This window comes from Streptomyces sp. MAI_2237 (assembly GCF_054189285.1).
On sequence record NZ_JAJPGQ010000009.1, the window covers coordinates 1028856 to 1054241 of the forward strand.

General features: G+C 72.8%; 22 protein-coding genes and 1 pseudogene. 11 read left to right on the forward strand and 12 right to left on the reverse strand.

What is annotated here, in order from left to right:
* Positions 1-83: 83 nt before the first annotated feature.
* Together LN251_RS40050 and LN251_RS40055 are read right to left on the reverse strand one after the other, a co-directional pair.
* Positions 84-860: an MFS transporter gene (locus tag LN251_RS40050; RefSeq protein ID WP_458249054.1), complete on the reverse strand. Its 777-nt coding sequence runs from the start codon at positions 858-860 to the stop codon at positions 84-86.
* 96 nt (positions 861-956) lie between these two features.
* On the reverse strand, positions 957-1457 hold the full coding sequence (locus tag LN251_RS40055; protein ID WP_058921336.1) for a metallophosphoesterase family protein: 501 nt from the start codon (positions 1455-1457) through the stop codon (positions 957-959).
* Positions 1458-1572: 115 nt separating this feature from the next.
* On the opposite strand from LN251_RS40055, the gene LN251_RS40060 reads away from it, so the two are divergent.
* The 4 genes from LN251_RS40060 (at position 1573) to rfbC (ending at position 5364) form a co-directional block, all read left to right on the forward strand.
* Complete coding sequence (locus LN251_RS40060) at positions 1573-2034, forward strand: MarR family winged helix-turn-helix transcriptional regulator (protein WP_458249055.1); 462 nt, start codon at positions 1573-1575, stop codon at positions 2032-2034.
* A 57-nt stretch (positions 2035-2091) separates the two neighbouring features.
* The gene (locus LN251_RS40065) at positions 2092-2676 is read left to right on the forward strand and encodes a hydrolase (protein WP_458249056.1); all 585 of its coding nucleotides are present in this window, start codon (positions 2092-2094) and stop codon (positions 2674-2676) included.
* Between the two features lie 119 nt (positions 2677-2795).
* Positions 2796-4751, forward strand: a complete 1956-nt coding sequence (locus tag LN251_RS40070) for a glycosyltransferase family 2 protein (protein WP_458249057.1) — start codon at positions 2796-2798, stop codon at positions 4749-4751.
* Between the two features lie 4 nt (positions 4752-4755).
* Complete coding sequence (gene rfbC / locus LN251_RS40075; protein WP_458249058.1) at positions 4756-5364, forward strand: dTDP-4-dehydrorhamnose 3,5-epimerase; 609 nt, start codon at positions 4756-4758, stop codon at positions 5362-5364.
* Here the strand turns inward: rfbC and LN251_RS40080 are convergent.
* The 5 genes and pseudogenes from LN251_RS40080 to LN251_RS40100 form a co-directional block, all read right to left on the reverse strand.
* Positions 5354-6158: pseudogene (locus LN251_RS40080) on the reverse strand (class I SAM-dependent methyltransferase). The gene rfbC and the pseudogene LN251_RS40080 overlap by 11 nt on opposite strands.
* The gene (rfbD, locus tag LN251_RS40085; protein ID WP_458249059.1) at positions 6155-7027 is read right to left on the reverse strand and encodes a dTDP-4-dehydrorhamnose reductase; all 873 of its coding nucleotides are present in this window, start codon (positions 7025-7027) and stop codon (positions 6155-6157) included. The pseudogene LN251_RS40080 and the gene rfbD overlap by 4 nt, the downstream one beginning before the upstream one ends.
* The gene (gene rfbB / locus LN251_RS40090; protein WP_458249060.1) at positions 7024-7992 is read right to left on the reverse strand and encodes a dTDP-glucose 4,6-dehydratase; all 969 of its coding nucleotides are present in this window, start codon (positions 7990-7992) and stop codon (positions 7024-7026) included. The genes rfbD and rfbB overlap by 4 nt, the downstream gene beginning before the upstream one ends.
* On the reverse strand, positions 7989-9056 hold the full coding sequence (locus LN251_RS40095; protein ID WP_458249061.1) for a glucose-1-phosphate thymidylyltransferase: 1068 nt from the start codon (positions 9054-9056) through the stop codon (positions 7989-7991). Before LN251_RS40095 ends, rfbB begins: the two co-directional genes overlap by 4 nt.
* 128 nt (positions 9057-9184) lie before the next feature.
* Positions 9185-9361: a hypothetical protein gene (locus LN251_RS40100; RefSeq protein ID WP_458249062.1), complete on the reverse strand. Its 177-nt coding sequence runs from the start codon at positions 9359-9361 to the stop codon at positions 9185-9187.
* 172 nt (positions 9362-9533) lie between these two features.
* Here LN251_RS40100 and ctaD point away from each other — a divergent pair, with 172 nt between their 5' ends.
* Both ctaD and ctaF read left to right on the forward strand, forming a co-directional pair.
* Positions 9534-11210 carry an aa3-type cytochrome oxidase subunit I gene (ctaD, locus tag LN251_RS40105; RefSeq protein WP_458249063.1) on the forward strand — a complete coding sequence of 559 codons (1677 nt, stop codon included), beginning with the start codon at positions 9534-9536 and terminating at the stop codon, positions 11208-11210.
* Positions 11207-11608, forward strand: a complete 402-nt coding sequence (gene ctaF, locus LN251_RS40110; protein WP_458249064.1) for an aa3-type cytochrome oxidase subunit IV — start codon at positions 11207-11209, stop codon at positions 11606-11608. The genes ctaD and ctaF overlap by 4 nt, the downstream gene beginning before the upstream one ends.
* Here the strand turns inward: ctaF and qcrB are convergent.
* From qcrB to LN251_RS40125, 3 genes are all read right to left on the reverse strand, one after another.
* The gene (gene qcrB / locus LN251_RS40115; RefSeq protein ID WP_458249065.1) at positions 11556-13043 is read right to left on the reverse strand and encodes a cytochrome bc1 complex cytochrome b subunit; all 1488 of its coding nucleotides are present in this window, start codon (positions 13041-13043) and stop codon (positions 11556-11558) included. The genes ctaF and qcrB overlap by 53 nt on opposite strands.
* Positions 13044-13139: 96 nt before the next feature.
* Complete coding sequence (locus tag LN251_RS40120) at positions 13140-13559, reverse strand: CBS domain-containing protein (RefSeq protein ID WP_458249066.1); 420 nt, start codon at positions 13557-13559, stop codon at positions 13140-13142.
* Positions 13560-13632: 73 nt separating this feature from the next.
* Positions 13633-14601 (reverse strand): alpha/beta hydrolase, encoded by a 969-nt coding sequence (locus tag LN251_RS40125; RefSeq protein ID WP_458249067.1) that lies wholly within the window; start codon positions 14599-14601, stop codon positions 13633-13635.
* A gap of 200 nt (positions 14602-14801) precedes the next feature.
* Between LN251_RS40125 and LN251_RS40130 the strand changes: the two genes are divergently transcribed.
* On the forward strand, positions 14802-15257 hold the full coding sequence (locus tag LN251_RS40130) for a MarR family winged helix-turn-helix transcriptional regulator (RefSeq protein WP_458249068.1): 456 nt from the start codon (positions 14802-14804) through the stop codon (positions 15255-15257).
* Here the strand turns inward: LN251_RS40130 and LN251_RS40135 are convergent.
* Positions 15244-17703 carry a SpoIIE family protein phosphatase gene (locus LN251_RS40135; protein WP_458249069.1) on the reverse strand — a complete coding sequence of 820 codons (2460 nt, stop codon included), beginning with the start codon at positions 17701-17703 and terminating at the stop codon, positions 15244-15246. The genes LN251_RS40130 and LN251_RS40135 overlap by 14 nt on opposite strands.
* Positions 17704-17889: 186 nt before the next feature.
* On the opposite strand from LN251_RS40135, the gene lanKC reads away from it, so the two are divergent.
* The 4 genes from lanKC to LN251_RS40155 all read left to right on the forward strand — a co-directional run bounded on the left by lanKC (position 17890) and on the right by LN251_RS40155 (position 24354).
* Positions 17890-20454, forward strand: a complete 2565-nt coding sequence (lanKC, locus tag LN251_RS40140) for a class III lanthionine synthetase LanKC (RefSeq protein ID WP_458249531.1) — start codon at positions 17890-17892, stop codon at positions 20452-20454.
* Between the two features lie 75 nt (positions 20455-20529).
* Positions 20530-20646, forward strand: coding sequence for a SapB/AmfS family lanthipeptide (locus LN251_RS40145; RefSeq protein WP_030937754.1), 117 nt, complete (start codon positions 20530-20532; stop codon positions 20644-20646).
* A gap of 109 nt (positions 20647-20755) precedes the next feature.
* On the forward strand, positions 20756-22498 hold the full coding sequence (locus LN251_RS40150; RefSeq protein WP_458249070.1) for an ABC transporter ATP-binding protein: 1743 nt from the start codon (positions 20756-20758) through the stop codon (positions 22496-22498).
* Entirely contained in the window at positions 22495-24354 is a 1860-nt protein-coding gene (locus LN251_RS40155) for an ATP-binding cassette domain-containing protein (RefSeq protein ID WP_458249071.1), read from the forward strand. The genes LN251_RS40150 and LN251_RS40155 overlap by 4 nt, the downstream gene beginning before the upstream one ends.
* Here LN251_RS40155 and LN251_RS40160 read toward each other — a convergent pair.
* Positions 24284-24892 (reverse strand): LuxR C-terminal-related transcriptional regulator, encoded by a 609-nt coding sequence (locus LN251_RS40160; protein WP_458249072.1) that lies wholly within the window; start codon positions 24890-24892, stop codon positions 24284-24286. The two genes, LN251_RS40155 and LN251_RS40160, sit on opposite strands and share 71 nt — an antisense overlap.
* Between the last annotated feature and the right edge of the window lie 494 nt (positions 24893-25386).

Below are 25386 nucleotides of genomic sequence, written 5' to 3' on the forward strand. Positions count from 1 at the left end.
AGGTCCGTGAAAGCGCACACTCGAATCACCGGGCCGCTCGCCGCATCTGCAGCGGCCCGGACCCATGAGTCGCGCCGATCGGATCACCCCTCGCCTCCGGCACGCCTGACGGGGAGCAGCGCACCCGGCAGCACGGCCAGCGCGAGCACCGCGGCCGCCGTGTGGAGGCCCGCGGCGCCGAGCGCGACCGCGTGGAACCCCCGTACGAAACGCGGGCCGTCCGTGGGCGGTCCGGCGATAGCGCCCGCCACCGCGATGCCTATGGCACCCCCGGTCTGACGTGCGGTGTTGTTCACGGCCGAGGCCAGCCCCGAGCGACGGGCCGGTACGGCGGCGATCGCCGCGGCGACGACCGCCGGGGTCAGAAAGCCCATGCCGACGCCCCACAGCAGGAACGCGGGCGACAGCACCGCGTAGCCCGTGTGTGCCCCGGCGCGCACCAGCATACTGATGATCGCGAGCGTGCCCGGCAGCAGCAGGGCGGCGCCGACGCCCTGCACCACCCGGGCGGCGACCAGGACCGGTACGCCGGGGGCCAGTCCGCAGGCCAGCGAGCCGGCACCGAAGACGACGAGGCCGCCGAGCACCACGCGCCGGTGTCCGTACAGGTCGCCGGCCGTGCCGCTGTTCAGCATCAGGGCGGCGAGGGCCAGTGCGTAGCCGTCGACGACCCACTGCAGGCCGCCGACGTCGGTGCCCGGACGCGATCCGATCGCGGGCAGGGCGACGTTGACGATGGTGACGTCGAGCAGCACCAGGAAGTACCCGACGCACATCACGACGAGGACGGTGCGCGGCGAGCCTGCGTGCCGGGCGGGGTTCACCGCGCGTCGCAGGAGGGTTGCCGGTGTGACAGCCATGACTCTTCGACAGCAGCCGGGTCCGACAGCCCCTCGGACAGGGCGGGACCGTCGGCTGTGCCGGGTGCCCCGGGCCCGCTTCCGTGAAACCGGCCGCTAGCGCGGCGGCAGCCGGTGCAGCAGTACGTCCGTCAGCCGTCCGTCCTCGACGCCGGCGGTCATGTACGTGCAGTGCGGCTGGCGTCGGCGGTCGGTGGGCGAGCCGGGGTTGAGCAGGCGCAGGCCCCCGGGGGCCGTGGTGTCCCACGGGATGTGGCTGTGCCCGAAGACCAGGACGTCGAGGTCCGGGAAGCGGGCGGCGCAGCGCGCCTCTCGGCCCTGGGCGGCTCCCGTCTCGTGCACGACGCCGAACCGCAGCCCGCCGATCTCCACGCGAGCGACCTCGGGCAGCCGGGCGCGCAGGTCGGGACCGTCGTTGTTGCCGTGGACGCCGACGAGCCTGCGGCACCGGCTCTCCAGGAGGTCGAGGGTCGCGGTGTCGACCCAGTCCCCGGCGTGGAGGACGACGTCGGCGCGCGGCAGTTCGGCGAGGAGCGGCGCGGGCAGTTCCCTGGCCCGCTTGGGCAGGTGGGTGTCGGACATCAGGAGCAGGCGCACACGGCCAGGCTACGACCTCCGGATCTTCAGGTGAGGCTGAACAGTTTGAACTGGACAGCCTGAACTGGACAGTCCGAACTGGACAGTCTGAACTGAAGAAAATAGTGTGGGCCGCATGAGCGCAGCGACGCCCGGCTCCTCCGGCGGCATCACCGGCTCCGCCGCGCGGGCCGCACGCGACCTGCGGGTCGTCCTCAGCCGGCTGCGGCGGCGGATCCGGGAGGTCGCGGAGGACGACGAGCTCACCCCGCCGCAGGTCTCCGCGCTCACCCTGGTCGCCAAGCACGGTGCCGCCACGGCGAGCGCGTTGGCCACCGCGGAGGGCGTACGGCCGCAGTCGATGGCCACCACGCTCGCCGCTCTGGACCGGCACGGCCTGATCCGCCGCAGCCCCGATCCCGCCGACGGCCGCCGTCGACTGGTCACCCTCACCGAGGACGGGCACCGGCGCGTCGAGGGCGACCGGCTGGCGCGCGAGGAGTGGCTGGCCCGCGCACTGCAGGACCGGTTCACCGAGGACGAGCGGCAGACGCTCCTGGAGGGACTGGCCCTGCTGGAGCGGCTCACGCAACCGTGACCGCACCGCCCCGCAGCGGCGTTCTGCTTCCCTCTCACCGATGAAAGGCCCGACGTCATGACCGTCACCGCCCTCGACCCGCGCACCGCCCTCGTCGTGATCGACCTACAGAGCGGCATCGTCGGCGCGCCCACCCAGCCGTACACCGGCGCCGAGGTCGTCACCCGGTCGGCTCGACTCGCCGACGCGTTCCGCGCCCACGGCCTGCCCGTGGTCCTGGTGCGGGTCTCCTTCGCCGCCGACGGCGGCGACGCGGTCCCCGGCCGGACCGAGACGCCCCGGCCCGGCGGCGCCCTGCCCGAGGGCTGGGACCGGATCGTCGGCGAACTCTCCGGCCACGACGGCGACATCACCGTCACCAAGCACAACTGGGGCGCCTTCCACGGCACCGACCTCGACGTCCAGCTGCGCCGCCGCGGAGTCACCCAGATCGTGCTGACCGGCATCGCCACCAGCATCGGCGTGGAGTCGACGGCGCGCGCCGCGTACGAGCACGGCTACCACGTCACCCTCGCCACCGACGCGATGAGCGACCGGTCCGCCGAGGCCCACGCGAACAGCGTCGAGCGGATCTTCCCGCGGCTGGGCGAGACCGGCACCACCGCCGAGATCCTGGAACTGCTCGCCAAGACGCACGACTGACCGGCCGGCGACGGCACTTGCACGGGCGGGGCGGAGTGGGACGAGGCACCCGACCGGGTTAGCATCTGGCCACCGCCCGAACACATACGGCAAGCGAACCGAGGGGGCTCGGAAGCCCGATGCCGGTCAAGGTCAGCGTCATCGTCCCGGTCTACAACCCGGGGCCGTACATCGAGGACTGCATCGCCTCGCTGCTCGAGCAGTCCCTGCCGCCCGACGAGTACGAGGCCGTCTTCGTCGACGACGGCTCCACCGACGGCACCCCGGCCCGGCTCGACGAGCTCGCCGCCAAGGAGCCCCGGGTCCGCGTGATCCACCAGGAGAACTCCGGCTGGTCCGGCAAGCCGCGCAACGTCGGCATCGAGGCCGCCCACGGCGAGTACGTCATGTTCGTCGACAACGACGACAGCCTCGGCACCGAGGCCCTGGAGCGGATGTACGGCTATGGGAAGGCCAACGGCGCGGACGTCGTCGTCGGCAAGATGGCCGGCCGCGGCCGCTCGGTGCCGGTTGAGCTGTTCCGCCGCAACCGGCCGCGGGCCTCCGTGGAGGACGCCCCGCTCATCGACAGCCTCACCCCGCACAAGATGTTCCGCAAGGCGTTCCTCGACGAGACCGGCCTGCGCTTCCCGGAGGGCAGACGGCGCCTGGAGGACCATGTCTTCGTGGTCGAGGCCTACCTGCGCGCCGCCAACGTCTCCGTGATCGGCGACTACGTCTGCTACTACCACATCCGCCGCGACGACGCGGCCAACGCCGGCATCCAGCAGTTCGAGCCCGTCGGCTACTTCAAGAACCTGCGCGAGGCGCTCGACGTCGTCGAGCGGTACACCGAACCGGGACCGGTCCGCGACTCCCTGCACCGCCGCTGGCTGCGGGTGGAGATGGTGGAGCGGCTGCGCGGCAGGCGCTTCCTGAAGCTGGCGGACGACTACCGGCGCAAGCTGTTCGAGGAGATCCACCGCATCACCACCGAGCGCTTCGGCCCCGGTGTGGCGGCGGGTCTGCAGCCCACCCAGCAGGTGGTCGCCGCGCTGATCGCGGCTCATCGGTACGACGATGTCGTGGCCTTCGCCGAGTGGGAGGCCGGCCTCTCGCTGCGCGCCGTGCCCGGCGAGATCGAGTGGCGCGAGGGCGCGCTGCGCGTGGAGATCGCCGCGGAGTTCACGACGGGCGGCGCGCCGCTGACGTTCCCCGGCGGCGGGGGCCGCGCCCCGCTGGACGGCCCGCCGCCGAACGTCGCCGAGGCGGTGGCCTGGGTGGGCTCCGACGTGGTCGCCCGGTTCGGCAAGGCCGCCGTGGACCTGCTGGTACGCGAGCGGTCCACCGCCGCCCAGTACTTCCAGCCGGTCGAGGTCACCCGGGAGATCGTGCCCGTCGGGGACAGCGGGAACGTCCGGCTGGTACTGCGGGCCGCGGCGACCGTGGACCCGGCCGCCGCGGTGGACGGCGGGCCGCTGGGCGCGGGCCTGTGGGACGCCTACGCCCGGGTCAGGATGGGCGGCTGGAGCAAGGAGGCACGGATCGGCCCGGGCCCGCGCAAGGCACGTGCCGCCGCCTTCGCCGCCGTCGTCGGCGGGCATGTGGTGCTGCCGTACTGGACGGACCAGCACGACAACCTCTCCCTGGACGTCGACCGCGCGAACAAGCGCCTCGGCCTGGACCGCCTCGACCCCGAGACGGTCACCGTCTCCGGCGACCGGGTGCGCGTGCCGCTGCCGCTGCACGTCCCCGTCGACAGTGCCGTGCTGGTGCGGCTGACCTCGCAGGGCCGCTCGGTGGACACACCCGGCACGCTCGCCCCGGCCGGGGAGGGTGCCGTGCTCGAGGCGTCCCTGCCCGTGGGCGAACTGGGCGGCGGGACCTGGCGGACCGCGCTGTGCCCGGCACCCGGCGACGCGGACGCGCGGTCCCTGCCGCTGCCGCTCACCCTGCGGGCGGTCAACGGCTCGGTCACGGTGGTCCGCGCCCCGCGGCCCTCGGCCGTGGGGCGGCTGGCCCGCAGGGTGCGCCGTGCGCTCGCCGCGGTCCTCGGACGGCGTACGGCATCGGCTTCAAAGGCTCGAAAGGCGTGACAGCGTGCGATCACTGGGTATAGAAGGCGCTTGGGCGCTCGAACCGAAGATCTTCCACGACGAGCGGGGCAACTTTCACGAGTGGTACCGCGGAGCCGAGTTCCGCGAGGCGACCGGGTACGACCTGTCGCTGCGGCAGGCCAACCTCTCGGTCTCCCGCTGGGGCGTGGTGCGCGGCGTGCACTTCGCGGACACGCCGCCCGGGCAGGCCAAGTACCTCACCTGTGTGCGCGGGGCCGTCCTGGACGTGGTGGTCGACCTGCGCGTCGGCTCGCCGACGTTCGCGCAGTGGGAGGCGGTGCGCCTCGACGACGACACCCGGCACGCCGTGTTCATCGCGGAGGGGCTCGGCCACGCCTTCATGGCCCTGACCGACGACGCGACCGTGGTGTACCTGACGTCGGAGGGCTACGCGCCCGAGCGGGAGCACGCCGTGCACGCCCTCGACCCGGACCTGGGCATCACCTGGCCCGAGGGCATCCGTCCGGCGCTCTCCCCGAAGGACGAGCAGGCTCCGTCGCTGGCCGAGGCCCGGGAGACCGGGCTGCTGCCGTCGTACGAAGCCTGCTCCGCCTACTACGAGGAGCTGCGGGGCCGCTCGGTCAGCGACTGACGGCGAGCGGCTGCAGCGCGGACCTCAGCGGCTCCCAGCCCCGGGAGCGGCTGAGGCCCGCGGTTGCGGGCGCGCACCAGTGGCCGCCAGAAGTCGGCCTCCAGCAGGGTCTCCGGTGTGACCGCCTTGACGCGCTCCAGGACCGACTCGGGCACCTTCTGCGGGTCGGGCACGTCGAACTCGGCCATGATGTCGTCGTACTTGTCGTTCAGCACGGTGTTCTTCGGGTCGGCGCCGAAGACGACGAGCTGACCGGTGGGCTGGGTGTCCACCAGGACCGTCACCAGGTCCGGGCGGTAGCGGCCCAGAATCTCGATGACCTTGTAGACGTCGCCGGTCCAGGCCGTGGTGTGCCGGTCGCGGGCCGCCTCGTCGATGCTGCGCGGCAGCATGTCGTCGAAGACGATCACGCTGGACCAGTCGGAGTGCTTCTCGATGTTGATGAAGTCCCGCAGCGCGTACTCGAACAGGTGCATGCCGTCGATGAACGACAGGTCGAGCGTGGTGCGCCGCCAGTGGCCCAGCGGGCTGCGGCCCCGGCGCAGGTTGCGCAGCGGGTGGCGGCCGCCCTTGAGGTGCGCGAGGGGGTTGTCGCGGGCGAAGAAGTCGTCGCTGGTGGCCTTCACCAGGTGGACGTCGCACTTGATCTCCGTGACCACCTTGAAGGCCGGGTCGACGGCGATGCTGGGCACGCGCGACAGCTTCAGGCTGCGGCCGTCGTTGACTCCGATCTCCAGGTAGTTGCGGTTGGCGGTGGCCTTGTGCAGGCCCCGCAGGAACTCGTGGCGTTTCACGAAGGGGACTCCTTGCGGATCAGGGGAAGTGCCTCGTGCAGGGCGGCGCGCCAGTCGCGCAGCGGCGGCAGGCCCAGCTGCCGCCAGCGGTCGTGGCCGAGAACGCTGTACGCGGGCCGGGGCGCCGGACGGGGGAAGGCCCCGCTGCCGACCGGCCGTACCCGCTCGGGGTCGGCGCCGAGGCCGCGGAAGACCTCGCGGGCCAGCTCGCACCAGGTGGCCTCGCCGGAGCTGGTGGCGTGCAGGACACCGCTCGCGCCCCGGCCCACGTGAGGGCCGAGGTCGGCGACGCGTGCGGCGACGTCCGCGCTCCAGGTGGGCTGCCCGCGCTGGTCGTCGACGACGTCGAGGGTGTCGCGGCGGGACTCCAGGTCGATCATCGTGCGGACGAAACTACGCCCGTGGACCCCGTAGAGCCAAGCGGTTCGCACGATCGCGCTCGCTGCGGGGAGCTCCTCGGCCACGGCCCGCTCGCCGGCCAGCTTGGTGCGGCCGTAGGCGGTGCGCGGGCCCGTGGGGTGGTCCTCCGGGTAGGGGGTGCCGGCGTCGCCGGCGAAGACGTAGTCGGTGGAGACGTGGATCAGCCGGGCGCCGAACGCCGCGCAGGCGCGGGCGAGGTTGCGGGGGCCGTCGCCGTTGATGGCGAGGGCCCGTTCCTCGTCGGTCTCCGCGTCGTCGACGGCCGTGTACGCGGCGCAGTTGACGACCAGTTCGGGGCGGTGTCCGGCCAGCGCCGCCTCGACCGCGTCCGGCCGGGTGATGTCCAGGGCCGCGCGGTCGAGGCCGGTGACGTCCTCGCCGCGCCGGGCCAGTTCCTCGACGGTGTCCCGGCCGAGCATGCCGCCGGCACCGGTGACCAGCCACTTCATACCGACCGCCGCTTCAGGGGCTCCCACCAGGAGCGGTGGTCGCGGTACCAGGCGATCGTCTCGGCGAGGCCGGTGGTGAAGTCGTGGCGGGGGCGGTAGCCGAGCTCCTCGCGGGCCTTGCTCCAGTCGACCGAGTAGCGCAGGTCGTGGCCCTTGCGGTCCTCGACGTGCTCCACCATGTCCCAGTCGGCCCCGCAGGCCTCCAGCAGCAGAGCGGTGAGTTCCTTGTTGCTCAGCTCGGTGCCGCCGCCGATGTTGTAGACCTCGCCGGGGCGGCCCTTGGTGCGCACCAGGTCGACGCCGAGGCAGTGGTCCTCGACGTGCAGCCAGTCGCGGACGTTGAGGCCCTCGCCGTAGAGCGGGACCTTCTTGCCGTCCAGGAGGTTGGTCACGAACAGCGGGATGACCTTCTCGGGGTACTGGTGCGGGCCGTAGTTGTTCGAGCAGCGGGTGACGCGGACGTCCAGGCCGTGGGTGCGATGGTAGGCGAGGGCGAGCAGGTCGGAGGAGGCCTTGGAGGCGGAGTAGGGCGAGTTGGGCCGCAGCGGGTGGTCCTCGGGCCAGGAGCCCTGCTCGATCGAGCCGTAGACCTCGTCGGTGGAGATGTGCACGAAGGGACCCACGCGGTGGCGCAGCGCCGCGTCCAGCAGGGTCTGGGTGCCGACGACGTTGGTGAGGACGAAGTCGGTGGCGCCGCTGATCGAGCGGTCCACGTGCGACTCGGCCGCGAAGTGCACCACCTGGTCGGCCTCGGCGACCAGTTTGTCGACGAGTTCGGCGTCGCGGATGTCGCCCTGCACGAACTCCAGCCGAGGATGGTCGAGTTCGAGGTTGTCGAGGTTGCCGGCGTAGGTGAGTTTGTCCAGCACGGTGATCCGGGGCGCGTCGGGCGCTCCGGGGGCCAGCAGCATGCGGACGTAGGCGGAGCCGATGAATCCGGCGGCGCCGGTGACGAGGAGATTCATGTATGGATCTGCACCTTGCTGTGATCGCCGAGGACGAGACGGTGGGCGCTGGGGACACTGGGGGCGGGTGTCACCTCGACGTGCCGGCCGATGAGCGAGTTCTCGATGCGGCCCACGCCGAGGATGGAGGAGTCGCGCAGGACGATGGAGAACTCCAGCTCGCTGTCGGTGATCCGGCAGTTCTCCGCGACGGAGGTGAAGGGACCGACGTAGGAGTCCTCGACGACGGTGCCGGCGCCGATCACGACGGGCCCCACGATCCGTGAGCGCTCCACGCGTGCGCCCTCCTCGATCACGACGCGCCCTATCGTCTCGGACTCCTCGTCGACCTCGCCGTCGATACGGCGGTCGAGGCCCTCCAGGACGGTCCGGTTGACCTCGAGCATGTCGACGACGTTCCCCGTGTCCTTCCAGTAGCCCTTGATGACCGTACAGCGGACGTCGGCACGGGCGTCGATGAGGTGCTGGATGGCGTGGGTGATCTCCAGTTCGCCCCGCCAGGACGGGCGGATGGCGCGCACCGCCTCGTGGATGAGCGGGGTGAACAGGTAGACGCCGACGAGGGCGAAATCGCTCTTGGGGTGTTCGGGCTTCTCCTCCAGGCCGACGACCTGCCCGGAGGCGTCGAGTTCGGCGACACCGAAGGAGCGGGGATCGGCCACCTGGGTGAGCAGGATCTGGGCATCGGGGCGGTTCGTGCGGAACTCCTCGACGAGGCCGCTGATGCCTCCGACGATGAAGTTGTCGCCGAGGTACATGACGAAGTCGTCGTCGCCGAGCCAGTCCCGCGCGATCAGCACCGCGTGGGCCAGCCCGAGGGGCCGCTCCTGGGGGATGTAGGTGATCTCAAGGCCGAACTTGGATCCGTCACCGACCGCTTCCTGGATCTCCTCGGCGGTGTCTCCCACGATGACACCGACCTCGGTGATACCGGCCGCGGCGATGGACTCCAGACCGTAGAAAAGCACGGCCTTGTTGGCCACGGGCACGAGCTGCTTGGCCGACGTGTGCGTGATCGGCCTCAATCGAGTACCGGCGCCGCCGGACAGCACGAGAGCCTTCATTCGGTTCACCCTAGCGTCGATCGCCCTAAAGAGGGCGTTCGGTCAGGGCCTGCGGGAGGCAAAGGCGCTGCGCCGCCTCGGCGGCGGCGCAGCGGATGTCCTGGTGCGGGCGGGCGACCGGGGGACGGTCAGTCCTCGCCCCGCACGATGTTCCATTCGGTGTCCGGCAGGGCCGATCGGGTGGTGCTCGCGTCCACGACGGCCGGCAGGCAGGTGCGCACGCCCTCGCCGCGCAGCTGCCGTGCCTTCAACGAGCCGTTGTCCGGCCTGGCGAGGGCGGGTTTCTCGGTGGTGTGCGACGTCACGGCGGCTCATCTTCCTTCTGCCTCGATGCTGCTCGTGCGGGTCCCCCGCCGAGGTCGTGTCAAACACCGCCGGCAGCGGGAGGCCCCCCCCTGACGGCAGACACCAGGGCGTGGCGCGAGGGGTCGCCGCGGGTCGCGGCGGTAGCGTCGCCGCGGTTCGTGGAGGAGGACGATGACCGAGCCGCCGCAACTGTCGCAACCGACCGTCCCCGCGCCCAGCGCCTCCCGGAACACGCTGGGTGCGGCGCTTCTGCGCTGGGCCTCGACGACCGATCACAAGGTGATCGGGCGCCTGTACATGGTGACGGCGTTCTGCTTCTTCCTGTTCGCCGGGCTGCTGGCGCTCGCCATACGGGCCGAACTGGCCCGTCCGGGGCTGCAGTTCATGAACGAGCAGACCTACAACCAGCTCTTCACGATCCACGGCACGATCATGATGCTGCTGTTCGCGACGCCGATGTTCGCCGGGTTCGCGAACGCGGTGATGCCGCTGCAGATCGGCGCCCCGGACGTGGCGTTCCCGCGGCTGAACGCCCTGTCGTACTGGATGTACCTGTTCGGCGGGCTGATGGTGGCGTCCGGTTTCGTGGTGCCGGGCGGGGCGGCGGCGTTCGGCTGGTTCGCCTACGCGCCGCTCAACAGCTCCTACCACTCCCCCGGCGCGGGCGGGGACCTGTGGGTGATGGGCCTGGTGGTGACGGGCGTGTCGACGACGCTCGGCGCCGTCAACTTCATCACCACCGTCCTGTGTCTGCGCGCCCCCGGCATGACGATGTTCCGGATGCCGATCTTCACCTGGAACGTGCTGTTCACGTCGGTGCTGGTGCTGCCCGCGTTCCCGGTGCTGACCGCCGCCCTGCTGGCGCTGGAGGCGGACCGCAAGTTCGGGGCGCACGTCTTCGATCCGGCGAACGGCGGCGCGCTGCTGTGGCAGCACCTGTTCTGGTTCTTCGGCCACCCCGAGGTGTACATCGTGGCGCTGCCGTTCTTCGGGATCATCTCGGAGATCATCCCGGTGTTCGCCCGCAAGCCCCTGTTCGGCTATCTGCCGATGATCGGGGCGACCATCGCCATCACGATGCTGTCCGCGGTGGTGTGGGCGCACCACATGTTCGCCACCGGCGCGGTGCTGCTGCCGTTCTTCTCGCTGATGTCGTTCCTGATCGCGGTGCCGACCGGCATCAAGTTCTTCGCGTGGATCGGCACCATGCGCGGCGGGTCGCTGTCGTTCGAGACGCCGATGCTGTGGGCGTTCGGCTTTCTGATGTCGTTCCTGCTGGGCGGTCTGAGCGGGGTGCTGATCGCGTCCCCGCCGCTCGACTTCCACCTCACCGACTCGTACTTCATCGTCGCCCACCTGCACTACGTCCTGTTCGGCACCGTGGTGTTCGCGATGTTCGCCGGGTTCTACTTCTGGTGGCCGAAGTTCACCGGGAAGATGCTCGACGAACGGCTCGGCAAGGTGCACTTCTGGCTGCTGTTCCCCGCCTTCCAGCTGACGTTCCTGGTGCAGCACTGGCTGGGCGAGGCGGGCATGCCCCGCCGCTACGCCGACTACCTTCCCGCGGACGGCTTCACGCTCCTCAACACCCTGTCATCGATCGGGGCCTTCCTGCTCGGCGCCTCCACCCTGCCCTTCCTCTACAACGTCTGGCGCACCGCCCGGTACGGCCGCCCGGTCACCGAGGACGATCCGTGGGGCTACGGCCGTGGTCTGGAGTGGGCCACCGCCTGCCCGCCGCCGCGGCACAACTTCGTGGCCCTGCCCAAGGTGCGTTCGGAGTCACCGGCGTTCGACGTGCGCCATCCGGCGGTCGTGCGCGCGGCGAGCGAGGAGGCGGCGCGATGAAGGCGGAGTCGCTGTTCTTCGGTGGCGTGGCGCTGTTCTTCGCGGGAACCGCCGCGTTGTACGGCTGGTGGGCGCGGGAGCCCGCCGGGTCGGCGGTGCTCGCCGTCGCGTTCCTGATGGCCGCCCTGATCTCCTTCTTCACCGCGATCCAGTACCGGCGCAAGGGGCGGCGCCCGCAGGACCGTACCGACGCCGAAGTGGCCGACGCCGCGGGGCCGGTGGAGTTCTTCCCGCCCGGCAGCCCGTGGCCCGTCGTCACGGCGTTCGGTTTCTCGGTGACCGCGCTGGGGGTGGTCTACGGGCTGTGGCTGTTCCTCATCGGCTGCGCGGTGCTGGCCCGGGGCGTCACGGGGTTCGTGTTCCAGTACGTGCATCGGGGCGAGGGTCCCCGGGACTGACCGGGAGCCCGGGGGCGCCGGGCCGGATGTCGGTGACGGGGCGGTGACCGGTCTCGTAGCCGCCCTCGACGGTCTGCCGCACCTCGCCGGTCTCCTCGCCCTCGACGAGCCGTTCCCGCTCGGCGTCGGTGAGGGCGTGGCACAGGCGCCGGGTGAGCAGGAAGGCCGCGACCGGGGCGAGGACGAGGGCCGTGCGCAGGATCCAGGTGAGCGTGTTCACCGAGACGCGGAAGGTCTGCGCCATGACGTCGTTGCCGCCGGCCAGCAGCAGCACGACGAAGAAGGTGACGCCGGCGGCGCCGAGGGCGGTGCGGACGGGGCGGTCCCTGGGCCGGTCGCACAGGTGCCGTTCCAGGTGCCACTCGCCGGTCAGGCGCTGCTCGGCGAAGGGGTAGGCGAACAGGGCGAGGAAGAGCAGGCCGGGCAGGACGACCGCCGGGAGCAGGACGTTCCACATGAGGGTGTGGCCGGCGAGGTTCGTCTCCCACGGCGGTACCAGCCGCAGCGCGCCCTCCAGGAAGCCGACGTACCAGTCGGGCTGGGAGCCGGTGGAGGCCTGGTCGGGGCGGTAGGGGCCGTAGGTCCACACCGGGTTGATCTGGGCGAGGCCGCCGAGCAGGGCGAGCATGCCGAAGACGATCGCGGACAGGCCGCCCGAGGAGGCGGCGAACTGCGGGTAGAGGGGTTTGCCGACGACGTTGTCCGGTGTGTGCCCCGGTCCGCGCCACTGGGTGTGCTTGAGGTGGAACACCAGGATCAGGTGCACGGTGACCAGGCCGAGCAGCGCCCCGGGCAGCAGCAGGACGTGCAGGCCGTAGAGACGGGGGACGATGTCGTGGCCGGGGTACTGGCCGCCGAAGACGAACAGCGCGGTGTACGTGCCCACGACAGGGATCGACAGCATGATCCCTTGGGCGATGCGCAGGCCGGTGCCGGACAGCAGGTCGTCCGGCAGGGAGTAGCCGGCGAAGCCCTCGGCGAGGGCCAGGACGAACAGCGTGACGCCGATGATCCAGTTGACCTCGCGGGGTCTGCGGAAGGCGCCCGTGAAGAAGATCCGCAGCAGGTGGAGGCCGATCGCGGCGAGGAACACGAGGGCCGCCCAGTGGTGCGTCTGCCGGATGAGCAGGCCGCCGCGCACGTCGAAGCTGATGCGCAGGGTGGAGTCGAAGGCGTCCGACACGCGCACGCCCCGCAGGGGGACGTAGGAGCCGTCGTAGACGACCTCGCGCATCTCCGGGTGGAAGAAGAACGTCAGCCACACCCCGGTCAGGACCAGCACGAGGAGGCTGTAGAGGGCCAGTTCGCCCAGGAGGAACGACCAGTGGTCGGGGAACGCCTTGCGCAGCAGCGGGCCGCCGCCGTCGAGGAGGGGCAGCCTGGCGTCGGCGGCCTCGGCCGGCCGCTCCCCCGTACGTGCCGTCGAACGTCGCACTCCCGACCGCCTCCCTGACCAGCGTCGCCGTGATGTCCATCCCACGCGGCGGCGGGTGGGCAGTGCCGGGGAGGCGGAAAACCCTCGTTCGGGTGGTCAGTCGTTGGGCCGGGCCACGCTGATGTCCCCCAGGGCCGACTCCGGGTCGCGTTCCATGGCCAGATCGGCGAGGGAGACGATGCCGACGGGCCGGCCGTGGTCGACGACCGGGATCCGGCGTACGGCGTGCTCGCGCATGAGCGTGATCGCGCGGTCGAGGTCGTCGTCGGGGGCGACGGTGACCAGGTCGTCGCTGCAGGCGCCGGCCACGGTGCTCTCCTCGGGGTCGCCGCCCTCGGCGAGGGAGCGCACCACCAGGTCGCGGTCGGTGACCAGGCCGCGCAGCCGGTCGCCGTCCGTCACGAGGACGGCGCCGAGGTCCTGGTCGCGCATGATGCGGGCCACGGCGGTCACCGAGGTCTGCGGGCCGACCGTCGTCGGGTCGGCGGTCATGATGTCGCTGACGTGCTGGGGCATGACGTGCCCTCCTGGCTGCCGGACGGCGGCGCAGGTCGCCGCCGTCCGCTCCGGGTACCCGGGGCCGCGCCGGTCAGGCGGTGCCGAGCGCGGTGCGCAGGGTGGCGACGGCCTGGTTGATGGCGGCTTCGGCGGCGTGGGTCTCGCGCAGGGCGTTGAGCATGACGAAGTCGTGGATGATGCCCTGGTAGCGCACGGCGGTGACGGGGACGCCGGCGGTGCGGAGCTTGTTGGCGTAGGCCTCGCCCTCGTCGCGCAGCACGTCGGCCTCGCCGGTGATGACCAGGGCCGGGGGCAGTCCGGTCAGCTGCTCGGTGGAGGCGCGCAGCGGGGAGGCGGTGATCTGCGCCCGCTCGGCCTCGTCGGTCGTGTACTGGTCCCAGAACCACCGCATGCCGTCGCGGCGCAGGAAGTAGCCGGTGGCGAACTGGTGGTAGGAGGCGGTGTCGAAGCTCGCGTCGGTCACCGGGTAGAACAGCACCTGCTGCACCAGGGGTACGTCACCGCGCTCCTTGGCCATCAAGGTCAGTGCGGCGGTCATGTTGCCGCCGACCGAGTCACCGGCCACAGCCAGCCGTGCGGCATCCAGGCCCTGGTCGGCCCCCTCCCGCACGATCCACTGGGCGACGGCGTAGTTCTGCTCGATGGCGACGGGGTAGCGGGCCTCGGGCGAGAGGTCGTACTCGGGGAAGACCACGGCGGCGTTGGCGCCGACGGCGAGTTCGCGGACCAGGCGGTCGTGGGTGTGGGCGTTGCCGAACACCCAGCCCGCGCCGTGGATGTAGAGGATCACCGGAAGGGTTTCGGTGGTGCCGGCCGGGCGGACGACGCGCGCCCGGACGCTGCCGGTCGGGCCGCCGGAGACGGTGATCCACTCCTCGTCGACGGCCGGCTTGCCGATCTCGCCGGACTGCACCTCGTCGACCGTCTTACGGCCCTCGGCGGGCGGCAGGTCGAACAGGTAGGGCGGGTTGGCGGTGGCCTCGACGAAGGCCTGCGCGGCGGGTTCGAGGACGGGGCGGGGTGCGGTGCTGTCGGTCATGACGGCCTCCTCGGGTCGGGTGCCGCGGGCGCGCCCCGGCGGGGGCACCGGGCGGGTGCGGCACGAGAAGAAGAGTAGCGCTCGATTAAGTCGCACACAACTTAATCGACTCCGACATGATGGCGTTCGATTCAGTCGAACGCACTGGAACGCTAGACTCGGTGATCGCCGTGGACCGCACCGCACTCGGGAGCCGCACCGTGAGCCCAGCCCCAGGGGAGCCCAGCGAGGGCTCGCTCCTCCTCGACGACCAGCTCTGCTTCGCGCTCTACGCCGCCTCGCGCGCCGTCACCGCGCGCTACCGCCCCCTGCTCGACGAACTCGGCCTGACCTACCCGCAGTACCTGGTGATGCTCGTCCTGTGGGAGCGGGACTCGATCTCCGTGCGCGATCTCGGCGCGTCCCTCCAGCTGGAGTCCAACACCCTGTCCCCCCTGCTCAAGCGCCTGGAGGGCAACGGGCTGCTGCGCCGGGAACGGCGCGCGGAGGACGAGCGGTCCGTCGCGATCCGGCTCACCGAGGCGGGCGCCGCGCTGCGCGAGCGGGCCCTGGCCGTCCCGCTCGCCATCGGCGACGCCATGGGGCTGACGCCCGAACAGGACGCCCTGGCCAAGCAGTTGCTGCGACTGATCACGGCCAACGTCAGCGAACGCTGAGCGCCACCTCGGCCCACACCTGCTTGCCCCCGCTGACCGGCACGGTCCCCCAGGTGTCCGACATGGCCTCCACCAGGAGGATGCCGCGGCCGCCGGTCGCCTCCCAGCTGATGCTCGTCGGCTTGGCCGGGGTGCGGGGCGAGGCGTCGGCGACCGCGACGCGCAGCCGGTTGTCGAGGAGGGTGAGGTCGAGCCGGACGCGGCCGTCGGTGTGCACGAGGGCGTTGGTGACCAGTTCGGAGACGATGAGCAGGGCGGCGTCCCGGTTCCCCGCGGGCACGCCCCAGGAGCGCAGGGTGCGCCGGGTGAAGCGGCGGGCGTGCCCGACGGCCTCGGGAACCCGCCACACCGTCCAGCCCTCGCGCAGCGGCCGCAGGGCCATGCCGTCGTAGCGCAGCAGGAGCAGGGCGATGTCGTCGGCGCGGTGCGCGTTGCCGAGCAGGGCGTCGGCGACCAGGCCGAGGTGGTCGGGGTCGGAGGCGGCGAGTTCGCGGGCCAGGCGGTCCATGCCGGTGTCGATGTCGGCCTCGGCGGACTCGACCAGCCCGTCGGTGGTCAGCGCGACGACGGTGCCGGGGCTCAGCCGCAGCACGCTCATCGGAAAGTCGGCCCGCTCCATCACCCCCAGCGGGGGCCCGCCGTCGGATTCGGGGATCTCGGTACGGCCGTCCGGGTGACGCAGCACCGGCGGAAGGTGGCCGGCGCGGACGTACCAGGCGGAGCCCTCCTCCATGTCGACGTCGACGTAGCAGCAGGTGGCGAAGAGGTCGGTCTCGATGTCCAGCAGCAGGCGGTTGGCGTGGGAGACGACGACGTCCGGCGGGTGGCCCTCGACGGCGTAGGCGCGCAGCGCCGTGCGCATCTGGCCCATCAGGGTGGCCGCGGCCGTGCTGTGGCCCTGGACGTCACCGATGACGAGGGCCACGTGGTTGTCGGGCAGCGGGATCACGTCGTACCAGTCGCCGCCCACCTCCAGGCCGGCGGTGGCGGGCAGGTAGCGGGCGACGGCGACCGCGCCGGGCAGCGTGGGCAGGCGGCGCGGGAGCAGCTGGCGCTGGAGCATGCCGACCAGCTCGTGCTCGGCGTCGAAGGCGTGGGCGCGCATCAGGGCCTGTCCGGCCAGACCGGCGGAGGCGGTCAGCAGGGCGCGCTCGTCGGGCCCGAAGTCGTGCGGGGTGTCCCAGCCGATCAGGCAGGCGCCGGCCATACGGCCCGCGGCGGACAGCGGCAGCACGGCGAGGCCGCCGGGACCGACATCGGCCAGCGCGGGCTCCAGGGCGGTGCCGGCGGGCCAGATCTGCGCCCGGCCCTCGCGCAGCGCGGCGGCCAGCGTCGGCATGGCGCGCACCGGGGCGTCCGGCCACTCCGAGCGCCACTCCAGCTGCCACAGCTCGGGCCAGGACTCCGGCTCGGGCGGGTCGAGGACCGTGACGACGAGCCGCTCCCCCTCCAGCTCGGCCAGCGCGATCCGGTCCGCCCGCAGCGGCTTGCGCAGGGCGGCGACCACGGCCTGGCTGACGTCCCGGACGGTGCCCGCGGTCGCGAGGGCGGCGGCCAGGCGCTGGACCCGTGCCACGTCCGTGACGTCGGAACGCAGCGAGGAGGCGTCGGCGACCGTGCCCACGAGCCGGGCCGACCGGCCCTCGCCGCCGGGCAGCAGACGGCCGCGCAGCCGCAGCCACTTCGGCGGGCCCGCGGGCTGCAGCACCCGGAACTCCAGCTCGCGCTCGCCAATGGACATGTGGTCGGCCTCGACGACGGACATCAGCGAGGGCAGGTCCTCGGGCACGGTCAGGCCCAGCAGGGTCTCCACCTTGCCGTCGAACTCGGCGCGGGTGAGGGCGAACAGGTCCAGGATGTCGTCCCCGACCTCGACCCGGCCGCTGTCCATGGCCAGGCTGAAGGAGCCCGCGGGCAGCTCCCCGCCCTCCTGGGCCCGGGCCGGGGCGGGCGCGCCGACGGCGTCGGCGATCAGCTCCAGGCACTTGCGGTCGTCGGTGTCGAAGCCCTCGCGGCGCTCGCTCACCGCCAGCAGACAGCCGCCGCTGTCGTCCCCGCGCACGGGCAGCGCCGCCACGGAGAAGTCCCGGGACGGCGTCCGCCGGGACTCGGCGTGCTCGGCGAGCTGCTCGGGTCCGAGCCACACCGCGTTGCCCGAGCGGTGGGCGTCGGCCACCGCGGAGTGGCCGGAGCGGGGATAGCCGTCCCGCAGCCCGAACAGGGTGCGCGGCACCCCCGCCGACTCCACCAGGCACAGCACGTCCGGGTCCTGACCCGGCGTGTACAGGGCGACACAGGCCGCACCGGCGTAGACGAGTCCCTGCTCCAGGACGCGGCGCACCCTTTCGAGCGAGGCCGGACCGCTCATGAGCGCTTTCAGGGCGCCTTCGGCACGCAGGAGTCGCGTTCCGCGTCCCTCCGTGCCCTCACTGACCACGTCCGTCATTACAGCGCGTATGAGCCGCCCGCGCAGCCCCTGTGAGCGTTCAGCGGAGGTCAGAAGGCGTGTCAGGTCGAAACGCGCCGAACATGACTTAACCCATGCGTACCGCACGGTGGTCTCGTGACACACGTGACTGTCCGGGGCCCCGCCCGGCTGGAAGTCTCGATGGCGGGCCACGGAGGGGGTTCGATGGACAAGCGGTACGAGGTGTACGCGCTGGCGGACAGACACTTCTACGAGACGCCGGACCGGCTCTCGGCGAGCGGTGAGCGGTCCGCACCGGAGTTCGACACGGCGCGCCGGGCGGTGCCCGAGGGCTGGGACGCGGCGCGGATCGGCGACTGGCTGACGCTGACGCCGCTCGAGGCGGACGGCAGCGTGGTGGCCGGCCCCTCGCAGGGCTGGAAGATCCACGCCTCCGCCACCCGGGCGAACGCCGAGCGGATCGCCGCGATCGTGTGGGACTACTGCGTGCCGCGCCGCATCCCGTTCAAGTTCGTGCCGGCCCCGCATCTGCTGCACCTGCGCAACACCAAGTACGCGGGCCGCGACAACAGCGGCAAGTTCGTCACCGTCTACCCGGCCGACGAGGAGCAGCTGCACCTGGTGCTGCGCGAGCTGGGCGAGCTGCTGAAGGGCTTCGAGGGGCCGTACATCCTCACCGACCTGCGCTGGTACGACGGCCCGCTCTACGTCCGCTACGGCGCCTTCGCCCGCGCCTTCACCGTCGACGAGCGCGGCTCCCTGGTGCCGGCGGTGCGCGACGGCGGGGGCCGGCTGGTGCCCGACCGGCGGGCGCCGTCCTTCCAGGTGCCCGACTGGGTGACCCTGCCTGACTTCCTCCAGCCGCATCTCCAGGCCCGCAACACCACGACCGTGGGCGACCTGCCCTACCGGATCGAGAAGGCGCTGCACTTCTCCAACGGCGGCGGGGTGTACGCGGGCACCGACACCCGCAGCGGGCGCAAGGTCGTTCTGAAGGAGGGGCGGCCGCACGCGGGGCTGGCCTCCGACGGGGCCGACGCGATCACCCGGCTGGAGCGGGAGAAGCGGGCTCTGGAGCAGGTGGCGGGGACCGGTGTGGTGCCGGAGGTGCGGGACTGGTTCACGCTGGGCGACCACCGGTTCCTGGTCATGGACTTCGTCGAGGGACGCCCCCTGAACTCCTTCTTCGCCGAACGCCATCCGCTGCTGTCGTCCGACCCCGATCCGGACGCCGTGGCCGCCTACACGCGGTGGGCGGTGCGCATCCACGGGGCCGTGGAGCGCGCGGTGGAGGCGGTGCACGAGCGCGGAATCGTCTTCAACGACCTGCACGTGTTCAACATCATGGTCGCGCCGGACGAGGAGTCGGTCTTCCTGATCGACTTCGAGGCGGCGGCGCCGGTCGAGGAGGGCGGCCGCCAGGTCGTGGCCCACCCCGGCTTCTTCGCGCCGCCCGACCGCACCGGAGCCGACGTCGACCGGTACGCCCTGGCCTGTCTGCGCCTCGCCCTGTTCCTTCCCGTGACGACGCTGTTCGTGGTCGACCGGGGCAAGGCGGCCCACCTCGCCGAGGTGATCGCCGAGCAGTTCCCGGACGTGCCGCGCGCGTTCCTGGACGAGGCGGTCGCCGAGATCACACGGGGTGTCGAGGCGCCGGCCTTCGTACGGCCCGACGACTGGCCGCACAGCCGGGACTCGATGGTCAAGGCGATCCTCGCCTCGGCCACCCCGGACCGCGACGACCGGCTCTTCCCGGGCGACATCGCCCAGTTCTCCGACGGCGGCGGACTCGGTCTCGCCCACGGCGCGGCCGGCGTGCTGTACACGCTCGCCGCCACGGGCGCGGAGCGCTTCGAGCAGGGCGAGCGCTGGCTGCTGGCCCACACGGACCCGGCGCCCGCGGGCACCCCGCTCGGGCTCTACGACGGTCTCGCCGGCGTCGCCCACGTCCTGGACCTCCTCGGCCACCGGCAGCGGGCCCTCGATCTGGTCGAGGGCATCCTGGCCGAGAAGTGGCAGCGGCTGTCCTCCGACCTCAACGGCGGACTGGCCGGGCTGGGCCTGGTCCTCGGTCGGCTGGCCGAGTCCACGGGTGAGCCGGAGCTGCGCGAGCGGGCGGCCGAGGCCGCGGACATCCTTGCGGGACGGCTGGCCGAACCGCTGCCCGAGACGCGCGCACGGCGCCGGGCCGGGCTGCTGCGGGGCGCGAGCGGGCCCGCGCTGTTCCTGCTGCGGCAGTACGAGTGGACCGGCGACGAACGGTTCCTCGACGCGGCCGGCGCCGCCCTCCGCCGCGACCTGGACTGCTGCGTCGTCCAGCGCAGCGGTGGCGGACTGGAGGTCGACGAGGGCTGGCGGACCCTGCCCTACCTCGGCGACGGCAGTGCCGGCATCGGCATGGTGCTCGACGACTACCTCGCGCATGCCTCGGACCCGGAGTTCGAGAAGGCGCGGGCGGGCATCGTCACCGCCGCCACCTCCCGCTTCTACGCCCAGCCCGGTCTGTTCCAGGGCCGCGCCGGAATGATCCTGCACCTGGCCCGCACCACCGAACCGAGCGTGACCAGGCGGCAGTTGACCGAACAGATCGCCGCACTCGGCTGGTACGCGATGGCGTACGAGGGCCAACTGGCCTTCCCCGGGCACCAGATGATGCGGCTCTCCATGGACCTCTCGACCGGAACGGCGGGCTGTCTGCTCGCGCTCGACGCGGCCGCCTCGGGCACCGCCCACCTGCCGTTCCTCCCGCCGCCACGGCGGCCCACATGACGCGGCTCCGCAATCTGACGGAGTCGTGACCCAACCCCGTCCCCACGGGTGGACAGAGAAGGAAAGGGAAAAGAAATGGCACTGCTCGACCTGCAGACCATGGAATCCGACGAGCACACGGGCGGTGGCGGCGCCAGCACGGCCAGCCTGCTCTCCTGCATCAGCGCCGCGAGCGTTCTGCTCTGTCTCTGACGCTCTGAACACCGTGCGCACACGGCCCCGGGCGGTCCGCTCCCACCAGGGAGGGGCCGCCCGTGGTCCGTTGCCGCCCCTTCGAGACTGGATGCGAGGCCGCGGCCGTATGACGACTGGTGTCGCCCCCGGACAAGCACCGCCGCTGACGCGGCTCGCCACCCGGCACAGCCGGGCCCGCTGCGTGACCCTGTGCCTGGTGAGCGCGGCCTCCACCGGAGCGGGCCTGCTGCTGCCCGCCGCGCTGGGCCGCACTCTCGACCTGCTGCTCGCCCACGCCCCGGCGACCCGCTGGGTGCTGTGCTGCGCTGCGCTGATCCTGCTGATCGCCCTGCTCGACTCAATGGACACGGTGCTCACCGGCACCGTCGACGCCCGCACGACGGCGTGGCTGCGGCGCCGGCTGACCGGCCATGTGCTCGCCCTGGGCCCCCGCGCCACCGACCGGTTCGGGCCGGGCGACCTCATCGCCCGCCTCGTCGGCAACGCCGCGCAGTCCGGTACGGCCCCGGCCGCGCGGGCCGCGCTGCTCGCCGCCTTCGCCGGTCCCGTGGGAGGTGTGGTGGCGCTCGCGCTGGTGGACCCGTGGCTGGCGGCCGTCCTGCTCGCCGGCGCTCCCGTACTGACCTTGCTGCTGCGCGCGTTCGCCCGGGACACCACCCGGTGCGTGGCGGACTACCAGCGGGTGCAGGGGCGTATCGCGGGCGCCCTGTCGGAGGCGGTGGACGGTCACCGCACCGTCCGGGCGGCGGGTACGGCGGACAAGGAGACGGCGCGGATCCTGCGCCCCTTGCCGGAGCTGTCCCGCGCCGGTCACCGCATGTGGCGGGTGCAGGGCCGGGCCGCCGGGCAGGCCTCCGCCGTCGCGCCGCTGCTGCAGCTCGGCGTGGTCGCCGTCGCCGGTGTGCTGCTCCTGCGGCACCGGCTCACCGTCGGCGAGGTGCTCGCGGCGTCCCGGTACGCGGTACTGGCGACCGGTGTGGGCGTCCTGGTCGGCCAGTTCGCGAGCCTGGCCCGCGCCCGTGCCGCCACCGACCGCCTCGCCGAGGTGCTGACGCAGGCGCCCCCGGTCCACGGCGACCGCCGGCTGCCCGCCGGGCCCGGCAGGCTGGAGTTCCGCGCCGTGACGGCGCGCCGGGGCGAGCGCACCGTCCTCGTCGGCCTCAACCTCGTCGTCCCCGGTGGCACGACCCTCGCCGTCGTCGGCGGCTCCGGCAGCGGCAAGTCGCTGCTCGCCGCCCTCGCCGGCCGGCTGACCGACCCCGATGCCGGGGAAGTCCTCCTCGACGGCGTCCCGCTGCGCGAGCTGTCCCACGACGAGCTGCGCCGTGCCGTCGGGTACGCCTTCGAACGCCCCGCCCTCCTCGGCAGCACCATCGAGGACGCCATCGCCCTCGGCCGGTCCTCCCCCTCCTCCGCACGCGTCCGCGAGGCGGCCCGTACGGCTCACGCCGACGAGTTCGTCCGCCGCCTGCCGCAGGGGTACGGCACCCGGTGCGCCGACGCCCCGCGCTCCGGCGGTGAGTCCCAACGCCTGGGCCTGGCACGGGCGTTCGCCCACGGCGGTCGGCTGCTCGTTCTCGACGACGCGCTCTCCAGCCTCGACACGGTGACCGAGGCCCGCATCGCACAGGCACTGTCGGCCCACGGCTCGGGCGGCACCCGCCTGCTGATCGCCCACCGGGCGGCGACGGCGGCCCGCGCGGACGCGGTGGCATGGCTGGACGGGGGACGGGTGCGGGCGGTCGGGCCGCACGCGGAGCTGTGGCGCGAGGCGGAGTACCGGGCGGTGTTCGGCGACGGGAGCGGTGAGACCGTGAACGAGGCCCACTCGGCCGGGGGCACGGCATGAGCGCCGGGGTCCGGTCGCGGGGGACGCGTTTCCTGCGGGCCCGGTGGCGAATCGTCGTGCGGCTCGCCTGCTGGTCCGTGCTGGAGACCGGGCAGACCTTCCTGACCGGGTACGCCCCGGCGCGCGCGCTCGACGAGGGGTTCCTGGCCGGGCGGGCCGGGGTCGGACTGGCCTGGCTCGGGGTGGCCGGCATCGGCGTGGTCCTGGGCGCGTACGGCACCGCGCGGGTGTACGCGGCCGTCGCCGCCCTGGTGGAGCCCCTGCGGGACCGGCTGGTGGAGGGCGTGGTCCGGCGGGGGGTGCGGGAGGCCGACCGCGGGGCGCTGTCCGGGCTGACCCAGCAGGTGGAGATCGCGCGGGACACCTTCGCCGGGCTGGTGATGGTCTCGCGGTCGTTCGTGTTCACCGCGGCCGGGGCGCTGGTCGGACTGTTCTCGCTCGCCCCGCTCCTGCTGCTCGTCGTCGGACCGCCGCTGGTGGCCGGCGTGGCCCTGTTCGCGGCGACGCTGCGGCCGCTGGCCCGCCGGCAGGAGGCGTTCCTGGTGGCCGACGAGGCGCTGGCCGACCGGCTCGGGACCGTGTGCCCGGGGCTCCGGGACGTCACGGCGACCGGGGCGGAGGAGCAGATCGCCGCCGACACCGGCCGCCTCGTCGACGCCGAGTTCGGCGCGGCCCGCTCCCTGGCCCGCTGGAGCGTACTGCGCGTGGCGTCCCTCGCCGTCGGCGGACAGCTTCCCCTCGTCCTGCTGCTGGCCGCCGCCCCCTGGCTGCTGGCCCGCGGCGTGACCACCGGTGCCCTGGTCGGCGCCCTCGCCTACGTCACCCAGTCGCTTCTGCCCGCCCTCCACAACCTCGTCCACGGCCTCGGCACCAGCGGCTCCCGCCTGACGGTGGTGCTGCGCCGCCTGACGTCGGCGGGCACCGATGACGCGCCGGGTGGAGAGGTCACCCTGCCGGAACCCGAACCCGAACCCGAACCGGAACCAGAACCCGAACCAGAACCGGAACCAGAACCGGCCGCCCGGCGCCCCAAGGGCGCAGCCCCGCGAGAGGCGACGGCCGCTCCCCCCGCCCTCTCCCTGTCCGGCGTCACCTTCGCCTACGGGCCCGCCTCCGCTCCCGTCGTCGAGGAGTTCGGCCTCGTCCTTCCGCCCGGGTCGCATCTGGCCGTCGTCGGTCCCAGCGGGATCGGCAAGTCCACGCTGACGGCCCTGGTCGCGGGGCTGCTGCGGCCCGCGAGAGGCCGCATCGAGGTGTGCGGGGAGCCGGTGCCCTCACCGGCAGCAGCGGCACGGCGCGTGCTGATCCCGCAGGAGGCGTACGTCTTCACCGGCACCGTCGCCGACAACCTGGGCCACTTCCGGGCGGACCCCGTGCCGGAGGCGGAGCTGCTCGCCGCGGCGGAGGCGGTCGGCATGGGCCCGCTGCTCGAACGGCTCGGCGGGCCGGGTGCCGTCGTGGACCCGGCGGCGCTGTCGGCGGGTGAGCGGCAGCTCGTCGCGCTGACCCGGGCCTACCTGGCGCACGCCCCGCTCGCCCTCCTCGACGAGGCGACCTGCCATCTCGACCCGAGGACCGAGGAACGCGCCGAGCAGGCCTTCGCGGCCCGGCCCGGCGGCACGCTGGTCGTCGTCGCCCACCGCATCAGCTCCGCCCGGAGGGCGGACCGGGTCCTGGTGATGGACGGCACGGGCACGGCCCTGCGGGACGCACCGCGAACTGCTGGACGTCTCGCCGCTGTACCGGGATCTGGTCGGCAGCTGGACTCCGGTGTCGGCCCCCCGCTCAGAGCCAGCCCTCGCCCTGCGAGATACGGATGGCGTCGATGCGGTTGCGCGCCCCGGTCTTACGGGTGATGGCCGCCATGTAGTTGCGCACCGTCCCGTTGGACAGGTGCAGGCTTCCGGCGATCTCGGCGACGGAGGCTCCCTCCGCCGCCAGCGATAAAACGCTCAACTCGCGGCGCGTCAGCGGCATTTCGGCGGCCTTGAGGAAACCGAAACCGAGCGAGTCGTCGACGAAACGTTTTCCCTCCGCAACGCGCCGGATGCCGCGCACGAGGTGCTCGGGCGAGCCCTCTTTGCCGACGTAGCCGAGCGCCCCCGCCTCCAGCGCGCGCTTCAGCAGGCCCGGCCTGTTCGCACCGGCAAGCACCAGAAGTCTCGGTGGGACCAGGCCCGGGGTGCGCGGGCACAGCTCGCCCAGTGGCGGCATGCCGTAGGCGTCCGCGCATTCCAGGTCCACCGCGCAGACGTCGGGCCGCATCGCCCTCGCCCTGCCCGGTGCGCTCCCCCACGGCGTGTCCTCCACCCGCAGATCGGGTTCCCGGCGGAGCCACTCCGCCAGGACCGACCGCACCAGACACTCGTCGTGCACCAGAAGTACCCGGATCACTCCCCGCCCCCTCGATTCACGTACGCCGGTTCCATGGTGTTGAGCGCGTGCCCATTGTTGGCGCCCGTCATCACCCGCGGGCGCGAAGAACCGGCCATCGGGTTGCGCGGGGGCGCACGCGAGGCGCCCGCACGCTGCGACGCGCATCGGTTGGGGTGGCATGGGTCCGAGGCGGACGGGTACTCGCGGCTCGCCGCCGCAGGGCGGTCACGCATGCCCGCGTACGGGCCCGGATGCGGCGGCGAGGACTCCGCTTCCCCCGTGCCGGCCCGGGCGGGTCGGGCTGCCGGCGGGCGCATCGGGTTCGCCTCGGTCTGTCGCCCGGCCGCGCGGGGAAGCGAGGGGCATGCCCACCGGGCACATGTCGGCGCATGTCCCGGTGGATGTGCGGGGGCGGAGGGGTCTGGTGCGGCGCCGTTCGGCGCGGCCGGCCGACATTGACCGAAAGCGGTGGCGGACACGACGCGGTCCGGCCCTCCCGCCGGAGGGCCGGA